Source organism: Winogradskyella jejuensis (assembly GCF_900129745.1).
GTDB classification, from domain to species: Bacteria; Bacteroidota; Bacteroidia; order Flavobacteriales; family Flavobacteriaceae; genus Winogradskyella; species Winogradskyella jejuensis.
The window spans coordinates 397,613-418,575 of record NZ_FQWS01000001.1 but is presented as its reverse complement, the minus strand read 5'-3'; the positions used below and the strand labels follow the sequence as shown (position 1 = coordinate 418,575).

Annotated in this window: 24 protein-coding genes and 1 pseudogene; 17 read left to right on the top strand and 8 right to left on the bottom strand. The window is 36.0% G+C overall.

Annotated elements, in window-relative coordinates:
- Nucleotide 1 precedes the first annotated feature (1 nt).
- The 4 genes from moeB to moaA are packed head-to-tail and all read left to right on the top strand — an operon-like array spanning nucleotide 2 to nucleotide 3,439.
- Nucleotides 2-1,075 (top strand): molybdopterin-synthase adenylyltransferase MoeB, encoded by a 1,074-nt coding sequence (gene moeB / locus BUB95_RS02070; protein WP_073082379.1) that lies wholly within the window; start codon nucleotides 2-4, stop codon nucleotides 1,073-1,075.
- 1 nt (nucleotide 1,076) lies between these two features.
- Nucleotides 1,077-1,517, top strand: a complete 441-nt coding sequence (locus BUB95_RS02065; RefSeq protein WP_073082376.1) for a molybdenum cofactor biosynthesis protein MoaE — start codon at nucleotides 1,077-1,079, stop codon at nucleotides 1,515-1,517.
- Between the two features lie 4 nt (nucleotides 1,518-1,521).
- A complete protein-coding gene (moaCB, locus tag BUB95_RS02060) occupies nucleotides 1,522-2,433 on the top strand; it encodes a bifunctional molybdenum cofactor biosynthesis protein MoaC/MoaB (RefSeq protein ID WP_073082374.1) in 912 nt (303 codons plus the stop codon).
- 1 nt (nucleotide 2,434) lies between these two features.
- Nucleotides 2,435-3,439, top strand: a complete 1,005-nt coding sequence (gene moaA / locus BUB95_RS02055) for a GTP 3',8-cyclase MoaA (RefSeq protein WP_073082372.1) — start codon at nucleotides 2,435-2,437, stop codon at nucleotides 3,437-3,439.
- Between the two features lie 56 nt (nucleotides 3,440-3,495).
- Here moaA and BUB95_RS02050 read toward each other — a convergent pair whose 3' ends face one another.
- Together BUB95_RS02050 and BUB95_RS02045 are read right to left on the bottom strand one after the other, a co-directional pair.
- The gene (locus tag BUB95_RS02050; RefSeq protein ID WP_073085015.1) at nucleotides 3,496-4,779 is read right to left on the bottom strand and encodes an alginate export family protein; all 1,284 of its coding nucleotides are present in this window, start codon (nucleotides 4,777-4,779) and stop codon (nucleotides 3,496-3,498) included.
- Between the two features lie 92 nt (nucleotides 4,780-4,871).
- Nucleotides 4,872-5,321, bottom strand: coding sequence for a DUF7738 domain-containing protein (locus BUB95_RS02045; protein WP_073082369.1), 450 nt, complete (start codon nucleotides 5,319-5,321; stop codon nucleotides 4,872-4,874).
- Nucleotides 5,322-5,513: 192 nt separating this feature from the next.
- Between BUB95_RS02045 and BUB95_RS02040 the strand changes: the two genes are divergently transcribed.
- From BUB95_RS02040 to BUB95_RS02030, 3 genes are all read left to right on the top strand, one after another.
- Complete coding sequence (locus tag BUB95_RS02040) at nucleotides 5,514-5,888, top strand: hypothetical protein (protein WP_083573296.1); 375 nt, start codon at nucleotides 5,514-5,516, stop codon at nucleotides 5,886-5,888.
- Between the two features lie 93 nt (nucleotides 5,889-5,981).
- Nucleotides 5,982-8,081 (top strand): TonB-dependent receptor, encoded by a 2,100-nt coding sequence (locus tag BUB95_RS02035; protein WP_234969229.1) that lies wholly within the window; start codon nucleotides 5,982-5,984, stop codon nucleotides 8,079-8,081.
- A gap of 38 nt (nucleotides 8,082-8,119) precedes the next feature.
- Nucleotides 8,120-8,971 (top strand): hypothetical protein, encoded by an 852-nt coding sequence (locus BUB95_RS02030; RefSeq protein WP_073082365.1) that lies wholly within the window; start codon nucleotides 8,120-8,122, stop codon nucleotides 8,969-8,971.
- Nucleotides 8,972-9,124: 153 nt separating this feature from the next.
- Here the strand turns inward: BUB95_RS02030 and BUB95_RS02025 are convergent, their stop codons facing one another.
- The 4 genes and pseudogenes from BUB95_RS02025 to BUB95_RS02010 form a co-directional block, all read right to left on the bottom strand.
- Nucleotides 9,125-9,466, bottom strand: coding sequence for an AraC family ligand binding domain-containing protein (locus BUB95_RS02025; RefSeq protein ID WP_073082362.1), 342 nt, complete (start codon nucleotides 9,464-9,466; stop codon nucleotides 9,125-9,127).
- A gap of 26 nt (nucleotides 9,467-9,492) precedes the next feature.
- Entirely contained in the window at nucleotides 9,493-9,879 is a 387-nt protein-coding gene (locus BUB95_RS02020; protein WP_073082352.1) for a group III truncated hemoglobin, read from the bottom strand.
- A gap of 92 nt (nucleotides 9,880-9,971) precedes the next feature.
- A pseudogene (gene ric / locus BUB95_RS02015) lies at nucleotides 9,972-10,693 on the bottom strand (iron-sulfur cluster repair di-iron protein).
- A gap of 20 nt (nucleotides 10,694-10,713) precedes the next feature.
- Complete coding sequence (locus tag BUB95_RS02010) at nucleotides 10,714-11,145, bottom strand: RrF2 family transcriptional regulator (protein ID WP_073082350.1); 432 nt, start codon at nucleotides 11,143-11,145, stop codon at nucleotides 10,714-10,716.
- 160 nt (nucleotides 11,146-11,305) lie between these two features.
- On the opposite strand from BUB95_RS02010, the gene BUB95_RS02005 reads away from it, so the two are divergent.
- The 10 genes from BUB95_RS02005 to BUB95_RS01960 all read left to right on the top strand — a co-directional run bounded on the left by BUB95_RS02005 (nucleotide 11,306) and on the right by BUB95_RS01960 (nucleotide 19,975).
- Nucleotides 11,306-11,809, top strand: a complete 504-nt coding sequence (locus BUB95_RS02005; protein ID WP_073082347.1) for a cytochrome c — start codon at nucleotides 11,306-11,308, stop codon at nucleotides 11,807-11,809.
- A gap of 6 nt (nucleotides 11,810-11,815) precedes the next feature.
- Entirely contained in the window at nucleotides 11,816-12,388 is a 573-nt protein-coding gene (locus BUB95_RS02000) for a fasciclin domain-containing protein (protein WP_073082344.1), read from the top strand.
- A gap of 40 nt (nucleotides 12,389-12,428) precedes the next feature.
- On the top strand, nucleotides 12,429-14,393 hold the full coding sequence (nosZ, locus tag BUB95_RS01995) for a Sec-dependent nitrous-oxide reductase (protein WP_073082341.1): 1,965 nt from the start codon (nucleotides 12,429-12,431) through the stop codon (nucleotides 14,391-14,393).
- Nucleotides 14,394-14,504: 111 nt separating this feature from the next.
- Complete coding sequence (locus BUB95_RS01990) at nucleotides 14,505-15,119, top strand: hypothetical protein (RefSeq protein WP_073082339.1); 615 nt, start codon at nucleotides 14,505-14,507, stop codon at nucleotides 15,117-15,119.
- Complete coding sequence (locus BUB95_RS01985) at nucleotides 15,116-15,556, top strand: nitrous oxide reductase accessory protein NosL (RefSeq protein WP_073082336.1); 441 nt, start codon at nucleotides 15,116-15,118, stop codon at nucleotides 15,554-15,556. The genes BUB95_RS01990 and BUB95_RS01985 overlap by 4 nt, the downstream gene beginning before the upstream one ends.
- A gap of 2 nt (nucleotides 15,557-15,558) precedes the next feature.
- Nucleotides 15,559-15,990, top strand: coding sequence for a CopD family protein (locus BUB95_RS01980; protein ID WP_073082334.1), 432 nt, complete (start codon nucleotides 15,559-15,561; stop codon nucleotides 15,988-15,990).
- Between the two features lie 33 nt (nucleotides 15,991-16,023).
- Entirely contained in the window at nucleotides 16,024-17,244 is a 1,221-nt protein-coding gene (locus BUB95_RS01975) for a nitrous oxide reductase family maturation protein NosD (RefSeq protein ID WP_073085009.1), read from the top strand.
- Entirely contained in the window at nucleotides 17,244-17,951 is a 708-nt protein-coding gene (locus BUB95_RS01970) for an ABC transporter ATP-binding protein (RefSeq protein WP_073082331.1), read from the top strand. Before BUB95_RS01975 ends, BUB95_RS01970 begins: the two co-directional genes overlap by 1 nt.
- Entirely contained in the window at nucleotides 17,944-18,726 is a 783-nt protein-coding gene (locus tag BUB95_RS01965) for an ABC transporter permease (protein WP_073082328.1), read from the top strand. Before BUB95_RS01970 ends, BUB95_RS01965 begins: the two co-directional genes overlap by 8 nt.
- A gap of 34 nt (nucleotides 18,727-18,760) precedes the next feature.
- Complete coding sequence (locus BUB95_RS01960; RefSeq protein WP_073082326.1) at nucleotides 18,761-19,975, top strand: hypothetical protein; 1,215 nt, start codon at nucleotides 18,761-18,763, stop codon at nucleotides 19,973-19,975.
- On the opposite strand, the gene BUB95_RS01955 is transcribed toward BUB95_RS01960, so the two are convergent.
- Entirely contained in the window at nucleotides 19,968-20,462 is a 495-nt protein-coding gene (locus tag BUB95_RS01955) for a hypothetical protein (protein WP_143185553.1), read from the bottom strand. The genes BUB95_RS01960 and BUB95_RS01955 overlap by 8 nt on opposite strands.
- Nucleotides 20,463-20,486: 24 nt before the next feature.
- Nucleotides 20,487-20,963: a hemerythrin domain-containing protein gene (locus BUB95_RS01950; protein WP_073082320.1), complete on the bottom strand. Its 477-nt coding sequence runs from the start codon at nucleotides 20,961-20,963 to the stop codon at nucleotides 20,487-20,489.

The window sequence follows — 20,963 nt, the reverse complement described above, 5'->3', positions numbered from 1 at the left end:
TATGAGTAGATATAGCAGACATATAAGTTTACAAGAAATAGGTCGTGAAGGTCAGGAAAAAATCAATGCTTCTAAAGTACTCGTTGTGGGTGCTGGTGGATTAGGTTGTCCTGTACTTCAATACCTAGCGGCAGCTGGTATTGGTACGATTGGTGTCGTAGATTTTGATATGGTGGAAGAATCTAACCTGCAACGTCAGATTCTCTTCGGCAATACGTCTTTAGGTAGAAACAAAGCAGCAGTAGCCAAGGAAGTATTATCAAACCTCAATCCTACGATTGCCATACATCCATATACCGAAAAGTTAAGCCCAGAGAATGTGGTATCTATTTTTGAAGCCTACGATATTATCGTAGATGCGACAGATAATTTTGCCTCACGGTATCTCATTAATGATGCTGCCATCGTTCTAAATAAGCCTTTAGTGTATGGTGCGATTTACAAGTTCGAAGGACAAGTAACGGTTTTTAACCATAATAATGGACCGAGTTATCGTTGTGTATTTCCTAATCCACCAGAAAAAGGCACAATGCCTAATTGTTCTGAAGTAGGCGTATTAGGAGTGCTTCCAGGTATCATTGGAACTTTACAAGCTAACGAAGTACTTAAATTAGTTTTGGATATAGGCGACACACTTTCAGGGAAAATGTACTGCTTTAACGCACTTACCAATCAATCCAACACGCTACGTTTTCATCGTAATGAATTAGAAATTGAAATAGTAAAAGCGAGAGGAAAACAATTTGAGGTATTAGATAGTTCTTTTTTCTGTAGTACTGACATTCCTGAAATAGAACTGAAAGCTATAGCAGAAGAAGATGTCCTATTTATTGATGTGCGCGAGTATACAGAACAACCTCGTATTTCATTAGAGAATGTTATTGAGATTCCTCTGGCAAGCCTTGAAGAAAACATTGAGAGCATTCCTACACATAAAAAAATCATTGCTTTCTGTAAATCTGGTATGCGCAGTAAACAAGCAGTATCTATATTAAAACAACATCATATTTTGAATTGTTACAGTTTGAAGTATGGTGTAAACGCTTTCGCGAAAGCGGAATTAAAAACAATATAAAATGAGTGAACCTTATAAAAATGTATTTAAAGAAGGTGCTATATCTTCAGATTTTATAGCAAACTCTATTGCCAAACATCAGTCAAAAACGGACATAGGAGCCCACAATATTTTCTTAGGACAAGTACGTGCTGACAAAGTAGATGGAAAAGCGGTATGCGCTATAGAATATAGTGCTTATGAAGAAATGGCAAATAAGAAATTCCACGACATACGAGAAGCTACGTTTGACAAATTCAATCTTACCTGTATGCATATCTATCACAGTCTAGGAGAAGTAAAAACTGGCGAGATATGTCTTTTTGTATTTGTGTCGTCACCTAGACGTAAAGAAGTATTTAAAGCACTAGAATATGTGGTGGAAGCCATTAAAGCAGACGCACCTGTTTTTGGTAAAGAAATTTTTGAAGATGCGTCTCATCAATGGAAAGTAAACAGCTAATAAGATGGTAGATATTACACATAAAAATAATACGTTGCGCACCGCTACGGCTCAGGCCATAGTAAAAGTGAGTAGTCAAGAGACCATAGACGCTATTCAAAATAAAACAGTACCCAAAGGTGATGTATTTGCAATGAGTAAAGCGGCAGGATTATTAGGCGTTAAAAAAACACCTGAGTTGCTTCCCGATTGTCATCCATTACCCATAGAATATACAGGTATAGACTACCATATAAAAGGGCTTGAAATTCAAGTACTGATTACCGTGAAAACCATTTATAAGACTGGCGTAGAGGTTGAAGCGATGCACGGTGCGAGTGTAGTTGCTTTGAATATGTACGATATGTTGAAGCCTATTGATAAAGGCATCGAGATTCACAACATAAAATTACTAGAGAAAAAAGGTGGTAAATCGAGTTATATAGACAAGTTTAAACGTGATTTAAAAGCGGCTGTTATTGTCTGCTCTGATTCAATCTCTGAAGGTAAAAAAGAAGATAAAGCTGGTAAAGCAATAATTGCCAAGTTAGAAGCTTGCGATGTAGCTATTCAAGATTATGTCATTATTCCAGACGAGAAGGATATCATACAAGAAAAAGCTAAGTATTACCAAGCGCAAGGTGCAGATTTAATAATCTATACTGGAGGAACAGGATTATCGCAACGGGATGTCACACCAGAAGCATTACAACCACTGCTGGACAGGAAAATTCCGGGCATAGAAGAAGCGATACGTAAATATGGTCAAGACCGTATGCCGTATGCAATGCTTTCTAGAAGTGTTGCCGGAACGATTAAAAATGCTTTAGTCCTAGCTTTACCAGGTTCAACTAATGGCGCTAAAGAATCAATGGATGCAATTTTTCCTTCATTACTACACGTTTTCAGAATTTTAAAAAGTGCTCGACACGATTAATATGAAAAAAGGGAACAGCATACTTACAGATTCTTTTGGTAGAGAACACAACTATCTGCGTATTTCATTAACAGAGCGTTGCAACTTACGTTGTACCTACTGTATGCCTGCAGATGGTATAGCGCTGTCGCCCAAATCACATATTATGACCTATGAAGAAATCTATACAATTGCCCAAAAGTTTGTAGCAAATGGTGTGACTAAAATTAGACTTACTGGTGGAGAGCCCTTGGTCCGCAAAGATGTTTCCTTAATTATGGAACAACTAGCATCGCTTCCTGTTGAACTGGCCATCACTACCAATGGTGTTATCGTAGATAGGTATATTGAGCAATTTAAAACATACGGCATCCAGAAAATAAATGTGAGTTTAGATTCACTCGATGCTTTAAAAAATGAGTCCATTACACGACGCGATTATTTCACGAAAGTGTACAATAACATTTTACTTTTAGTTCAAGAAGGTTTTGAAGTGAAAGTGAATTGTGTTTTAATCAAAGGCTTTAATGATAATGAGGTCATAGATTTTATAGAGCTCACTAAAAACAACAAGCTACAAATACGGTTTATTGAGTTTATGCCTTTTGATGGAAATAAGTGGAATATGGAAAAGCTCGTTTCCCTCGAAGAAATATTGCAGCAGGTTCATAATGAGTACGACGTAAAGCATTTTACTCGACTTAATGACCAACCTAATGATACTGCTAAAAACTATAAAATAGCAGGTTACGAGGGTTCTTTTGCGGTAATAAGCTCAGTAACCAATCCTTTTTGTGATAGTTGTAATAGAATACGTTTAACAGCAAATGGTCAACTAAAAAATTGCTTGTTTTCAACTTCAGAATCTGACATACTCACACTATTGAGAGAAGGGAAATCCATAGAGCCTATTATTCAAAAAGCTATTATTTCTAAAAAGAAAATACGAAGCGGGATGAATACGCTTGATAAATTTAAAGACCCTAACTCTCATAATAATCGCAGTATGATTGCGATAGGTGGCTAAAAAACAAGGTGTAATCTCAATGAAATTACACCTTATTAAGTTTGAATATAAACAAACTACTTTTTCAAGTCTGCTGTAAATAATTTTGGATTAATAATAATCTGAGCCCATCCCCAATTGTTTGTATTATCACTAGGTCTTCCACCTTTAATTAAGCTCATACTATCAGAAGCAAACATATGCGAGTATCCTAGATTTAACTTAACATACGGCATTATTTTTTGGGTGTAAACTAAGTCTACTTCTGTACCTAGATATTTATCTGCATCACCTGTTAAATCTGCGTTTGCAGAAAAATAGTGTCCTTTTAGCAATAGACTTGATTTATCACCTGTAGTAATTACCGCTTTAGCATAAATATCATTTAATCCAACATTATTTGCGTGGTTACCTACATAAAAGTAATCCATAAAGCCGTTGAATTTATGGTTGGTACCATAAAGAGGGAAGAATGATTTGTTCTTAGAATCACCATCTTGGTCAGTACCACTTAGTAATTCAAGACCTAAACCATATAAAACCTTATCAGACTTGTAGGTTCCTTCTAAAGAAACTTGATAAGCAGCTAAGTCTGTGGTTGCATTAGCTTCACCAAATTGATAGTATGCACTACCAGCGATATTCACTTTCTCAACAGGGAACTTAAAGTATGTACCTGCTGTTTGTCTATATGATACGCCATCTGCTATGTCATTATCAACACCGGTAAAGTTTTGGAATCCTGTATTTAAAAACAGAAAACTAGCAGAACTCTTTTCCCAAGATTTCTTTAAATAAGCATACTGCATAGACTTATAAGTAAAGAATCCTTGAATGGTAAAAGCATTGCCCTCATTACGTTCTTGCTCTTGGCTAAATGCACCACCAATATCCATCATAAAATCATCTTTTTTATACTTTATGATTGCCGCATCGTGAAAACGACCTTGCATCGCCCAATCTAAGCCACCAAAAATACGCTCGTCGTCATAAGAAATGACTTGACGACCTAACTTAGTAGACCAGTTTTCATTGAGTTGTAATTGTGCGTATGCTTGAAACAGAGAGAAAGAATCATTACCATCTATAGCTAGTATTTGGCGAGTGTCACCCCAGATACTTACATCTTGTAATGCTACAAAAAGCTGTAGTTTTTCTGCTTTGTATCCAATATTGAGTCGTGTACGCTGATTTACAAAAGCAGCAGGCTCTGTATTATCCGGAAACAGATTGTTAAAACCGTGCCTGTATTCAAAACGAGCGCGCACATCTGCATCAATATCTAGCGTTTGCGCAGTCACAGTCATTGAAGTAACAATGAATAAAAAACAGAATAATTGAGTAATTCTTTGATAAGCCATAATCATTAATTTAAATTCTATGGTACAAAGATTACCTATTTAACAACCAATAAGGATGACTTTTATCATCTATGAAAATATATGTTAAAAACTTAGCGACCAGGATTCCACCCTAAAGCAACAGCAACACGTTTGTTATCCTTATTGATAGCACGTATCATATAAGGACGGTCTTCATTTACATTATTAATACCTTCTTCTAGTGGTAGACCATCTATTAATACGTTCCCATTAAAATTATTTTTAGGCTTGTGTCCTAAACCATATCTATTGTCTTCTACTAACAAGAGCATCATCATTTTTTCAGGACTATTTGTAGAGCAGTAAACCCCTAACTCATCCCATAGATATACTTTATTATTAGTTTGCTTCACAGCTTCTATTCTAGAAGCTTCCCCTATAATGCTTTTTAAAATAGAATAATTAGTCGGAAAGCTAATAGCTTCGTTATTTATAATGATAAAGTCCTGGTCACATTCTATAGTCACCACTTCTTTCTTTGCCTTTCTGTTATTTGGATTTCTCCAGTCAAATATTCCCATAGGTGCAAGATATTTAATTTCTATTCTAATCAAATCTTATTTAAAAAAATATAAGAAAGTTCAGTATTAATACAAGATTTTTAAATAAAAGATAAAAATGTCTTCTATATGACTTTTGTCATCTTTTTTAGGTAGTAAGCCTACTAAATTTGTAGCATAATTAGGATAAAAACTGTCCTATCACTATTTAATATGAAAAGTGTAGTCCTCATATTAGTTGCTCTTACAATGCTATTTAAGCCTTTCTGGCCTGTGGTAGATTATGCGGCAAACTATGACTACATTATTAAAGTACTATGTGAGAACAAGGACAAACCAGAACTTAAATGTAATGGTAAATGTTATTTGAGTAAGCAGTTGGCAAAAGAAGCTCAGGAATCCGAGGATATGCCTTTTAACTCTCAAGATAAAATAGAAATACCAGTAGTTCTATTCTGTCAGTCCGAAGAGAATTATGAGGTTTCTCAATTATTAATAACGCAAACACAACAGAATTATAACAATACACAAAATTGCTATAGTAAGTTATTTTGTGATATCACTTCTCCACCTCCTAAGATTTTATAGTTACCCAACTTCAGCTGAATGTCATACGAGTCTCCCAATTAGGGGATAATTTCCGTATCGCCAGCATTTATAAACTATTTAATCATCATCTCTATGATACCTATCAAAGATTTGAAAGGATTCTTATGCCCATTTTTAAGAGTTTCTTTCCAGCAAAAACTATATCTCACCTTGTTTTTTTCTGCACTTTACTTAAGCAGTTATGGACAAGAAAAGAAACCTAATATATGCGCTGCAAGCTGCGCTATGAAATGTGTAGAGGTTTGTATGGATTCCACAAAAATTCAACGGCTTTCCGAAGTCATTGTTGTGGCTCCTAAAAAGAAACTCACTTACCAGAGACAGTCTAAACCGCTCTCCTCTGTGGATGAGTACCTAGAAAAAGCGCAACAAATTACAATGATTAAGCGCGGTGCCTATGCGTGGGAACCTAATGTGAACAATATGGCTACTGAACGTTTATCTGTTACCATAGATGGTATGCGCATTTTCGCCGCTTGTACAGATAAAATGGACCCTATTACCTCTTATGTAGATGTATCTAATTTGTCAAAAGTCACGGTCTCTTCTGGACAGGAAGGAAGTGAGCAAGGCAATTGTGTAGGTGGTGCTATAGATTTAGAACTGGATAAAACAGGTTTTAAAGAAGACTATCTCAGAGTAAGTATCGAGGATGGTTTTGAATCTAACAATGAGCAAAAAATAGTAGGTGCAGATATTAATTTTTCTGACGAGAAGTTTTATGTAGATGCAGATATCATTTACCGTGATGCCGAAAATTATTCAGCAGGTGGTGGAGAAGAAGTTTTGTACTCACAATTTACAAAGTATAACCTCTCGTTTAATGGAGGTTTGTTACTCAATGAAAATAGCAAACTAAGTGCTACATTCATCTTTGACGAAGCTCGGGATGTAGGTTATCCGGCATTGCCAATGGATGTCTCGCTCGCTCGAGGTATTATAGGTTCGGTTGCTTATGAGCAGGTTTCACTAGGACCACTTACTAATTGGGCAACGAAGCTATATGCAAATTCCATCACGCACATTATGGACGATTCACAACGTCCAGATGTACCTATCCGTATGGATATGCCGGGATGGAGCGATACCTATGGCTTTTACAGTCAGGCGAGTCTTAAAAAGGAAAAACATCAATTTCTGTTCAAGGCAGACGGTTTTTACAATCGCTCTCTTGCAGAGATGACAATGTATCCTAATGACCCTAGCCAAAGCCCAATGTTTATGCTCACCTGGCCTGATGTGCGTACACTTAATACAGGGATTTACGTGGAGGATAACATCGCTTTCGGGAAAGCGAAATTAAAACTAGCAACACGCCTTTCTTATCAAAACAATTTTGTGGCAGATGATTTTGGGCTTAATAGTTTGCAGATTTTTTACCCAGAAATGGAAGCTTCACAAAATAGATTTTTATCCAGTGTATCTTTATTATACTCTAAAAAAGTAAAGTCTTTTGATGTTTCCGTTGGAGCATCGTATGCAACACGTGCACCATCGGTTTCTGAAGGTTTTGGCTTTTACTTATTTAATAGCTCAGATAATCACGATTATATAGGAAATCCTGAACTAAACAATGAGCAAGCCATAGAATTTAACGGAGCAGTAAGTTACAAAAGCAAAAAGCTAAAAATAGGTGTAAGTGGTAATGTATTTAGAATGCCTAATTATATTATAGGTGAGGTAGAACAAGGTTTAAGTACAATGACAATAGGCGCAGATGGTGTAAAGATTTATCGTAACCTAAACGATGCTACAATAAGTAACCTATATTTAAATACAGAGTATAAAATTAACAAACACTTAAAATGGAATGGAGGTATCTCTTATCATAGAGGAATTGATAGTGACGACCGTAATCTTCCATTTATTAGTCCAGTAGCCTATGGCGGTGCATTAAGCTATCACAAAAGTACTTTTACGGCTGGCTTGGAGATGCAAGGTGCAACAAAACAAGTGAACTTTAATCCCATTTTTGGTGAGAATCAGACAGATGCCTACACTGTTTTTGGAATATCAATGGGTAAAACATTTCTTATTTCAAAAAACACATTTTATGTAAAAGCAGGTGTGCAGAATATTTTTGACACGTTTTATTCCACCTATGCAGACTGGAATAACATACCAAGAATAGGTCGCAATATTCACTTCACTTTATCTTATAAAATCGGTTAAAACCAAAATTTTAAACAACACAATTAAATCCAATTATTATGAAAACTATAAAACATATATTCCCAATTCTTTGCCTAGTGCTTACTCTAGCCTCTTGTTCTACCGAAGATGATGACCTCTTTGAAGAAAACCCTGTAGCAGATTTACTACTCGTTAAATCTATGACCGCAAATGACCACACTATAGAAATTTATAGTGCAGACAATCAGTTTACGATAGGGTATAACGAACTAGCCGTGCGTATAAAAGATAATACGACTGACACCTATTTTGATAACCCAACGATAGACTGGACGCCAGTAATGCATATGACAAGTATGATGCACTCGTGCCCAAAATCTACAATTACAAATTCAGAATTTCCTAATGTAGCAAAAGGATTTATCATCTTCCAAATGCCAGGAAATGATACAGAATACTGGGATTTAAAATTTAATTACGAAATTAATGGGGTGTCTTATGAAGCTATGGATATTATTGATGTTTTACCACCTGCAGATGGTATGAAGCGCGTGAGCTCTTTTATGGCAACAGACGGCAGTAGATATGTACTTGCAATGGTAAGTCCTAGTAATCCAGATGTGATGGTAAATGATTTTACAGCAGCGCTATACAAAATGGAAAATATGATGACCTTCACACCTGTAGAGAATTATACAATTACCGTAGACCCAAGAATGCCAGGAATGGGCAATCACAGCTCACCTAATAATGAAGATTTAACGTATAATAGCGCTACCCAAATGTATGATGGCAAACTTTCATTAACGATGACTGGTTACTGGAAAGTAAACCTGATGCTATACAATGAGAGTGGTGATGTACTTAAAGGCGAAACAGTAACAGATACGAACCCAGAAAGTAGTTTGTATTTTGATTTTGAGTTCTAGATTTTAGTTTATTTTAGTTGAAGTTAAAAGCCCTATGGATTGATATCATAGGGCTTTTTTAGTTTGGATTTTTACGCTTTCGCGAAAGCGAATTCGTATGATTCGCGACCAAACGGATAGCAGAGCAGAAAAGCGTATTAAAACTATGCTTAGTTACTTACTAGCTACATCTTGCACTCTACTAGTTTGGTCATTTTTTGTAAGTGTTAATCTAATAACACTATTCTTGATTGCTTTTAAATCGTGAGGGACATTAGGTTCTAAAGCAATTAGATTTCCTTTTTCTAAATGTAAGGTTTCATTGTTTACACCAAAATCGACTACGCCTGCTACAACTTCAACCACAATAGGGAAAGATGTTTTATGTTCTTTCATTAAAGTTCCCTCTTGCATAGCAATTCGTATTTCTTTGGTAAAAGAGGTTTCAAAAAGTACGTTAACAATTGGTTTTTCAGGGTTGTATTCTAAGCCGGAATAAAGGTTTGCTGTTTTCATAGGGTAATATTTTTAAAATTTAATTTTTACGGTCTGTGATTATATATGGCCATAAACTGACCGTGAGCCATTCGTCTAGCCGCTTCTTTTGCTTTTGTTGCAGTTACACCTTCAAAATGCGCATCAATGGTTTGAAACCAAAGGTTGAGCCATTGTCCAAAATGAACTTGAGAAGTTTTGTGATGCAGATTTCTATCAACGCCTAAGTGTTTTTGAGTTGGATTACCCTTGAATTTTGGGATGCCAAAGAGATTTGTCTCCCAGAAATCGGTTAGCTTTTCCAGATGTTCTGGCCATTGGTTTTCAGAAATGTGGCTGTTAAAAATTGGCCCTAGCAAAGCGTCTTTTCTTATTTCAGCATAAAATGTATGCACGAGAAAGGAAATATCGGCTCTGTTTTCAATGGTTGTCATAATAGTGTTTTAAAAAAGTCTTTTGTTATGATTCGTCATATCTTAGAATAATAACAAAAGACTTTATGTTTATTTCCTTTAAAAAAGGATTGCTATGAAAGAGATTGTTCTAGTTTTATGGCACCAGGAAATAAGATGTTATTCTCTAAATGAATATGCAAATGTAAATCCTTTTCAAACTCATCTAGCATAGAGAAGGTTACTTTATACGTATTACAAGCATCAGCAGGTGGTGTATAGTTATTTGTGAGCTTTGCGATGGTTCTAAAAATTTCTCCTGCATTGTCGTGCTCGTGCTCCATCATTGAAATTGGGTTTTTTACTGTACCAAAATGACCTCGCTCCATAGGCGTATTGTTATCCATATTTGCCACCATTCTTTTAATCTGAGGGAATAGAATGTGCTCTTCCTTCATCATATGTTGTAGTAGCTCTTCTGATACTTTAAGAAACTCTGTATTGATTTCTAATAACTCTGGATGGCGTTCTCCGTGCACTTTACAAAGTTTAGCTAGGTATTGATGCAGTACAGGAATTTTACTCTGTACATATTTGTGGTGCGTTTTCTCAATATATGTAGCAAGCAAGTCCAGAGGCCACGATTTGTAGTCTATGGATGGATTTACTTCTTTACTTACTGCAATATTTAGTTTTCTAAAATCTCGTCAACGGCGATTCCATTTTTCTCACATACCTTAGCGAGAGCTCTATTTCCTTTACAGCAAAAATCAATACCATATTCAGAAAATACGGCAGCTGTTCTAAAATCCTGAGCTACAAATCGCCCTATTTCTTGTTCCTTTAAATCTGTCATAATTGTAATTGTTATAGTTATTATTTTAAAAAAATATGCTCGTCGTCTAGCTGGTCAGATAAATCTTTAAGCGTAGTTTTTTCTAACATAATTGTAAGTTTATCCCTTACAGGGTTGAAATTTTTATGTAATGGGCAAGGTTTGTCATCATTACATTTTTTAAGACCTAGACCACAACCATTGTATACGTTATCACCGTCCATAATCGTGACTATTTCCTTAAGTGTTATTAGAGGGATTTTCTTCTTGGTTATTGCAAAGCCACCTTTTGGCCCTTTTTTAGAGTTTACAATACCACCACGCACAAGTCGCTGTAAAATCTTGGCTGTAAAAGCGGTAGGAGAACCAATGGCATCTGCAACATTAGGTATGTTTACACGAGTATCCTTAATGGAATGGTTAGCTATATAAATAAGCGCTTTAATTCCATATTCACAGGATTTTGAAAACATAATTGTTCGTCTATTTCTTTTTTACAAATATAAAAAAGATAAAAAGGTCTTTTATATGACAAAAGTCATCTTTTCAGACTAAAAGGTCTTTTATTTTTGTTATATCAAAACGAGATAAACCTCCTTTGAGTCATAAAACAATAATTTAAATAGTACAACAATGAAAACAATCCAGCGACTCGCACTATTATTTACACTGGGCTTTCTGATAAGCTGCGGCGGTAAAGAGGAAAAAAAAGAAAGAGTTAACTATGGTAAAAAGCCTAAAGTTGAAACCAAAAAAGAAGAACCAAAATCTGATGTGGTGCCTGCATCAAAACGTATCACACTCGATAATAAAGGTGTAGGTAAAATTAAAAACTTGGAGTTATCTGCCACCATCGATAATGCTATGGTAGAGAGAGGAGCTGCACTATTTAAAACTAATTGTACAGCTTGTCATAAAACAAATAAACGCTTTATAGGTCCTAATCCTACGGGTATTATGGAACGTCGTAGTCCAGAGTGGATTATGAATATGATTCTTGACCCTAAGCTTATGACAGAGGAAGACCAGTGTGCAAAAGATTTGTTGATTGAATTTAATGGTGCTGCTATGGCAAATCAAAATTTGACCGAGCAACAAGCTCGTGATATCCTAGAATATTTTAGAACCCTTAAATAAACAACTATGAAAACTATCCATCTTTTCAAATTGATTCCTGTAGCCGTACTGCTCGTATTTTTTTACAGCTGTAAGAATGAAACATCTCAAAGCAATACGAGTGTCACAAAAACTGCTGAGGCGGCTCCCCAAAGCCAGCAAGGACAGGCGTTCGTAGAGGACAATGTTTCAAATCCTAATGTATTACAAATAGCGATAAAATCTCCTGACCACACCACCTTAGTGGCAGCAGTGCAAGCTGCTCAATTGGAGAATGCATTAGTAAACGCCGGTCCCTTAATGGTATTTGCACCCACTAACGCAGCTTTTGAAGCGCTACCATCTGGCACTGTAGAAAATCTATTAAAACCTGAAAATAAAGAGACGCTGGCGACCATACTTAAACATCACGTTACCGCAGGTAATTATGATATGAACCTGCTTAAAAAAGTAAAAAAGCTAGGTCAGGCAGATGATACCAGTGTACAAGTCGAGACCAAAGGTGATGACATCTATGTAGGAGGCGCTAAAATCATAGGTACGGTAAAAGCGAGTAATGGTACCATTTACGTAGTAGATAAAGTAATATTACCACAATAGAACTTCAACTAATTATTGATAACAACTAAATATTAGAACAATGAAAAAATATAAATTTCAACTATTATCCTTATTAGGTGCTACGCTTTTTTTAACAAGTTGCGGCAATAATAATGGACAATCAGGTAAATCTAGCGGCGCATTAAATTCAAGTGCTGCAGAAAAAGTATACGTAGCTCCTGGAGAGCACGATGAATTTTACGCATTTATGTCTGGCGGTTATAGTGGTAACTTGACTGTGTATGGCTTACCATCAGGCAGAATGTTTAAGGAAATTCCTGTTTTTTCGCAGTTCCCTACCTCTGGATATGGGTACTCTGAAGAGACAAAACCTATGCTCAACACCTCCCACGGTTTTGTGCCTTGGGATGATGCGCATCACCCAGATATCTCACAAACTGCAGGAGAACTAGACGGTCGCTGGATTTTTATTAATGGTAACAATACCCCTAGAATCGCGCGTATAAGTCTGAGTACTTTTGAAACAGAAGAAATTATCGAAGTGCCTAATAGTGCTGGTAATCACAGTTCATCATTTGTAACTGAAAATTCTGAATATGTAGTAGCAGGCACACGTTTTTCAGTACCAATTCCACAGCGTGATATGCCTATTAATGAGTACAAAGGAAACTTTCAAGGAGCACTTTCTTTTATTAGTGTAGAGCCAGAACACGGTCATATGGATATCAAATTCCAGTTGATTATGCCAGGTTTTAACTATGACCTTGCGCATCCTGGACGTGGTAAATCTCACGGTTGGTTCTTCTTCACTACATATAATACTGAAGAGGCTAACTCGCTACAAGAAGTAAATGCGTCTCAAAACGATAAAGATTTCATCGCAGCGATTAATTGGAAAAAAGTAGAAGAGTATGTAAATAATGGTGGTGGTACAAAAGTACCTGCAAACTATGCTCATAATGTCTATGATGAGTCCACTCATATGGCTACCAGCACTATGAAAAAAGAAGTGTTAACGGTAAATCCGTTAGACGTACCAGGCGCAGTGTTTTTCTTACCTACGCCTAAGTCTCCGCACGGTTGTGATGTAGACCCAACAGGTAATTACATTATCGGCAACGGTAAACTTTCGGCAGACCTTACTGTTCATTCATTTGATAATATGATAGCAGCTATTGAAGGAAAGAAGTTTGATGGTGAAGCTTACGGTATCCCTATTCTAAAATTTGAAGATGTACTCGCAGGAACTGTAAAAAGTGGTGGTTTAGGACCATTGCACACAGAGTTTGATGGTAAAGGAAATGCGTATACTACATTCTTCATCTCTTCAGAAGTTGTAAAATGGGAATTAGGCACTTGGGAGGTAAAAGACAGACAGCCTACTTATTATTCTGTGGGTCACTTGATGATACCTGGAGGTAACTCTAAAAAGCCATTTGGTAAGTACGTAGTAGCAATGAATAAGATTACCAAAGATAGATACCTTCCTGTGGGGCCAGAAATGGAGCACTCTGCTCAGATTTATGATATCTCAGGTGAAAAGATGGAGTTGTTATATGATTTCCCTACACACGGTGAGCCGCATTATGCTGCTGGTTGTCCTGCAGATTTATTAAAGCCTAAGGCTAAAAAATTCTATAGGCTCGATGAGAATAAGCACCCATATGCGGTATTAAGTCCAGACCAAGCGCGTGTAGAGCGTAAAGGGAAAGAAGTACACATCTATATGTCAACTATACGTAGTCACTTTACACCAGATAATATAGAAGGTATCAAGGTGGGAGACAAAGTATATTTCCATATTACAAACCACGAGCAGGACTTTGATGTACCACACGGATTCTCAATGATAGGTCAAAACACATCTGAGTTATTGATTATGCCAGGACAGACTAAAACATCGCTTTGGGAACCAAAACAAGTAGGTGTATGGCCGTTCTATTGTACAGATTTTTGCTCTGCATTGCACCAAGAAATGCAGGGATATGTTAGAGTTTCGCCTGCAAATTCTAACATAGAATTGAGTTGGTCTCTAGGAGACTAACCATTTGATGGTTGTTTGTAAGCAGGCAGTATGGTTTAATTACTGCCTGTTTACTTTCTTAAGTTCTTTACACGCTTTCGCGAAAGCGTGATTTCAAAAAATTTTATAGCGATGAAAAAGGCAAGTATTCTTATGATTATTGGTGCCCTGTTACTTACGGGCTTGTTTAAGTTTCCTCTTTGGAATATAATGTTGGGAGCACCGCAATATCCAGAACCACTCGGGATGAATATATATATAAATGGTATTCAGGGAATGAGTGAGTTTGATATTCAAAATATAGACGGACTCAATCACTATATAGGTATGAAAACACTGCCTAAACCAGAAGATATGTGGGAGTTTAGTGTGTTCCCAATGGTTATAGGTGGTATGGCAGCACTAGGTGTTATCATAGGGTTGTTAGGGTATTTTGGTAAGGTAAACTACAATTGGTTTTTAGGTTGGCTTATTTTAATGACAGTTTTAGGCATTTTAGGAATGTATGATTTTAATGCTTGGATGACCGATTATGGGACTAACTTAGACCCCAATGCGATTATGAAACTAGCAAATCCAGACGGAACACCTATGAGTTATAAACCACCACTATTAGGACATCAAAAAATGCTCAATTTTGACGCCTATTCCTATCCTAGATTAGGAGGTTATTTAATGGGTGTAGGAATGTTGCTAACACTGATAGCTTATTTTGTAGGCAAGAAATCTAAACAAATAGCACAATGAAAACAACGATAAAATTTACAATAAGCGCATTAATACTTCTCTTGCTATCAAGCTGTAATACAGGACCACAAACCATAGATTATGGTAACGATGGCTGTCATTTTTGTAAAATGACTATAGTGGATAAAATACACGGAGCAGAACTAATTAACGATAAAGGGAAGGTCTATAAGTTTGATGCAACCGAATGTATGTTGAATTACACCGCAGAAAACGCTGCTTTAATCAATACGACATTGCTCACAAATTACTATGAAGCACCTACAGAATTTATCAATGTAGAAGAGGCAACCTTTTTGATAAGTAAAAATTTGCCAAGTCCTATGGGTGCAAACTTAACGGCTTTTCAAAATAAAGAAGAAGCGGAGAAAATGAAAGCTGAAAAAGGCGGTAAATTATATGATTTTAAATCTCTTAAAAGCCATTTAGGTAAGTAGGTATGATAAAAGCGGTGGTTTTTTTACACATTGTTTCGGCCACTATTTGGACAGGAGGACATCTTATCTTATCGCTGGGATTTTTACCTGCGGCATTAAAAAGAAACGACTTTAGTATTATTGAAGCCTTTGAATCACGATATGAGCGCATAGGTATTCCTTCCCTTATTATACTACTTGCAACAGGAGTTTATATGACCATTTTTTATGCGCCTAATTTATTTGAGTTTGATTTATATGACCATTATAGCAGACATATCATTTTAAAGTATAGTACCTTAATCGTAACCATTTTACTTGCTATACACGCACGATTTTTTTTAATCCCCAAACGTAAGCTTAAACCACTTGCTTTTCATATTGTCGCAGTAACAATACTTGCTGTTTTCTTTGTGTTTTTGGGGTATAGCGCTAGGAGTGGCGGTTTATTATAAAATGAAGATAAATTGAATTACAGAAACTTACATATCATCTTTTTACTAATTACGTTGCTCGTAAACGCTTTCGCGAAAGCGGAAACAATAACCGTATGCGCCAGTTGCCAGCACACATCTCTAAGCAACGCGATTACTGCTGCTCAAGCAGGAGACACCATTTTAGTAAAAAAAGGCACCTATAAGGAGTATAACATTGTTGTAGATAAACCATTAACCATAAAAGGTGAGAATTTCCCTATTATAGATGGCGAGGATAAAGGCGAGATTATTCGTATTGTATCTGATAATGTAACTATCGATGGGCTGTTTATTATCAATGTAGGTACGAGTTACACTAGTGACCACGCTGCGATACGCGTCGTACGAAGCGAGCATTTTTTAATACAAAATGTGGTACTAGAAAAATTATTCTTTGGCATTTACATTGAAAAATCCAACAATGGAAAAGTGTATCATAATAAGGTAATAGGTGATGCGCAAGATGAATATAATTCAGGCAATGGCATACAGCTTTGGTACTCTAAAAATGTAGAGGTGTCTAATAATATTGTTCAAAAAGTACGTGACGGAATTTATTTAGAATTCTCTGATGATATCCTCATCAAGGATAATGTAAGTACAAACAACCTACGTTACGGATTACACTTTATGTTTTCCAACGATGATGTGTACACTAATAATACCTTTGAAAATAACGGTGCTGGTGTGGCGGTGATGTTTTCTAAGCGCATTAAAATGTTCAATAATACCTTTAAGAAAAATTGGGGCACTGCGGCTTTTGGCATTCTTCTTAAAGAAATTAATGATGCTGAAATCAAAGACAATCTTTTTGAAGAAAATACCGTAGCTATAAACATAGAAGGTTCTAACAGAATCGTATACTCTGGAAATGATTTTATCCGCAATGGCTATGCGATTAAAGTACTAGGTGCTTGTTATAACAATACCATTGAGAAGAATAATTTTCTTTATAACTCATTTGATTTATCCTATAACAGCAAATTGAATGATAACGTGTTTAGAGATAATTACTGGAGTAATTACACAGGATACGACCTCGATAAAGACGGTGTGGGCGATGTGCCTTTTAGACCTGTAAAACTGTTTTCTTATGTGGTTAACAAAACACCAGAGACCATTATACTGATGCGGAGTCTTTTTATAGACATTATAGATTTTTCAGAAAAGGTATCACCCGTTTTTACGCCTGATAATTTGCAGGACTTAACCCCAAAAATGACACGCTACTAATGATACACATAGAACAGTTACATAAAAAGTTTGGCAAAAATAAGGTGCTCAAAGGCGTAGACTTAGACATCAATTCTAAAGGGATAATTGCCATCTTAGGGCCAAATGGGTCGGGCAAAACTACGCTCATTAAGTCCATTTTAGGAATGGTAATACCTGATAGTGGAGTGCTTTCTGTAAATGGCACCTCAATTAAAAAAAACTCCCAATACCGAGACCAGATAGACTACTTACCGCAGATAGCAAACTTTCCAGCAAACCTGAAGGTGAAGGAACTTATTGCAATGATAAAAGATTTACGAAATCGTCCAGGCGAAGACCATCGCTTAATACAACTCTTTAAGTTAGAACCTTTTTTGTCTAAAAAACTAGGCAACCTTTCTGGTGGAACAAAGCAAAAGGTAAACCTGGTACTCGCACTAATGTTTGACAGTCCTATAATTATTTTAGATGAACCTACTACAGGCCTTGACCCGATAGCTTTAATCCATTTAAAAGAACTCATATCAGAAGAAAAGGTAAAAGGAAAAACCATCCTTATAACCTCACATATTATGAGTTTTGTGGAAGAAATGGCAGATGAAATTGTGTTTTTACTAGAAGGTAAAGTTTATTTTAAAGGAAACATTGGAGCTTTAAAATCACAAACCGAAACCACTAATTTTGAACAAGCTATTGCTAACCTTTTAACTCAGGAAAATGCTTAAAATTTTAAAATATAGTTTTTTTGACCTTATACGAAGTAGGTGGAGTTACGTTTACTTGCTATTCTATTTAGGTTTAGGTAGTGTGTTATTATTTCTCAATAATGACCTGTCTAAAGCGGTCATTACTTTAATGAACGTCATCACAATATTAGTGCCGCTGATAGGAACCATTTTCGGTGTTATGTATTACTATAACTCAAAGGAGTTTACAGAGCTACTACTAGCACAACCTATTAAGAGGTCTTCCATATTTATCGGACAATATTTGGGTGTGGCTTTATCCCTGTCTATGAGTTTAATAATTGGCTTAGGTATTCCTTTTGCACTTTACGGACTCTTTCAGTCCGATGAGATTTGGGATTTTGGTCTGTTATTAGTTACTGGCACATTCTTGACATTAATTTTTACAGCATTAGCGTTTAATATCGCTTTGTATAACGAGAATAAGATAAAAGGCTTCAGCTATGCAATTTTGCTCTGGCTCTTTATGGCTGTAATTTATGACGGCCTATTTTTAATGTCATTGGTAGCCTTTCAATCGTATCCGTTGGACTCATTTTCAATAGGTGCAACGATGTTCAATCCCATAGATTTATCACGTATTTTGATTTTATTGAAACTAGATATTTCAGCGTTATTGGGATACACGGGAGCTGTATTTCAGAAGTTTTTTGGAACAGGATTCGGATTGCTTATCTCAATTGTAGCCTTATCACTTTGGGTGGTACTGCCAGTTCTAAATATCTATAGAAAAAGTAGAAAGAAGGATTTTTAATAAGCCAGGTGATACAAAATCTTACTTTTGAGATATGAAAATCTCAATTCGGAATCAGGTGCGTATTGCGTTACTATATTTCTTAATTGCAGCTTCATTGGGGCTGCTTTTAAGGTTTTGGCACGTATTTGATATTGATGTTAATTACAAGTTTATCAAGCACGGTCACTCTCACATTGCTCTTTTAGGTTGGGTATACGTTTGTTTAACGACTATTTTATATGTCCTTTTTGTAAAGCAAGAAAAACGTGTCGCCAGTAAATATAATTGGGGTTTTATAGCTACACAGGTAACTTTGGTCGGTATGTTGCTTACGTTTCCTATTCAAGGATATGCATTCTTATCTATCACATTTTCTACGTTATTCTTGTTTGCTTCCTATTGGTTTACTTGGTTCTTTTTCAAAAATGTAAAAGACGAAATCAAAACCTCAGCTAGTTTTCCATACATCAAAGCTTCTTTGTATTATCTCGTTCTTTCCAGTATTGGACCTTGGGCATTAGGCGGGATTATGGCCACATTAGGTCCCACATCGGTATGGTATCGCTTAGCCATTTATTTCTATTTGCATTTTCAGTACAACGGCTGGATGCTTCTTGCTTTATTAGGAATACTTCTTTTTGTAATGGAACGTGGTGGGATTACGCTTTCGCGAAAGCGTAACAAAAATCTATTCCTTCTCATAAACATAAGTGTAGTTCTTACCGCATTGCTTTCTGCATTATGGACAGCTCCTGAAAATTATGTGTATAGTTTAAGCGCATTTGGTGCAGGGATACAGGTAATATGTCTGGGCTATGTGCTTTACTGGATAAGGAAGAATAAGAAAGCTGTAAAACGTTTATTTACTGCGTTGCAATATTTACTTTTTATAATAGTGTTGATAGTTTTAAGTATAAAACTATTGCTGCAATTAGTAGGGTCATTTCCTTACTTTGCCAACCTAAGTTCTAATATTATAGAGCTCACGATTGCCTACTTGCACTGGATATTTTTAGGTGTTGTAAGCATTGCACTATTTCTTATTCTTGATGTATTAAAACTTATAAGATTCAACCAAAAAATGATATATTTTTATCTAGCTGGTTTTGTACTTACTGAAGGACTTTTGATTTATAAAGGCATCGCTATCTGGTCACAAGCATTTACTGTTACAGATTTTTTTAATGAATATCTGCTCGCAGCAAGTCTGCTGTTATTTATGGCTATTGCTTTGATACTTTTTATACCAAAGAAAAATGCTACTTAAAATAAGTAGCATAAGCTTCCAGATTGTAATAGATACTTGCAACTAGGGCTTTGTTTTTTTCAATATCATTTTCTTGTTGCAAGGCATCTACTTTTTCAATAAGAGGCATTAAAAACACGTGTAGATTATCGTGAGAGGCACCTTTCATTGAGCATTTTTGTATAACAACATTAATCTCAGATTTTAGTTTTGTGCCAAGTGCTTTAAAATTCATTTCTGGTCCTACATCTGTGTTTTCCATAATATTCAGCATATTGCGTACACCTTGAGTAGTCTCTTCATTTGCCGTCCATTTACCAGTACCATCAAGTTCAATTTCTTTTTCCCAATCGTTACTTAAAATAGGGTCATCTAGTAATTGAGCTACACGTTTTTCTGTTGGCGTTTCCGCTTTAACTCTAGAGGTTTGCTCATCGCTTGTTTGCTCTTTGCAACTCAATGCTATCATTAAGAACAATAGGACAAAAAGGTAGATTCGTGTTTTCATTTCTTATTGTTTTGTGTGTTTAATTTACGCTTCGCCCTTTATCCAAAAAGGGTCATTTGTGTTATCTATAAAATCTTGTGTTTGATGTATTTCTTCAATTAAGGCCAGTTGACGTTTACTTGCAACGTTTTGAATTTCATTAAAAAGTACGCGCTCTTCAAAACGAATATGGTTAGTCAGTTCTTTTTCGATTTCCTGCAAGGTTTCCTTCAGGTTATCTTTTTTAGTAAACAATTGCCGTAGTTTTTTATGCTGAATAAAAGCTGTGCTTACTAATTTGTGTCCTTCTCCCAATATGGGGAATATAAGGTCTTCTTCAATTTCAAAATGAGGACAAAGATGCTCCTTGTAAAACCAATCTGTGTATGCTTTTATACGCGCTACGGCTATGCCTTTTGCAAAACCGGTTCTTATTTTCCACGCTAGAAGTAATCCTTGATGATGTTCTCTACTCAAAGGTTTAAGTGCTTCTATTCTCTTTATGGGTGTAGGTGTGCTCAT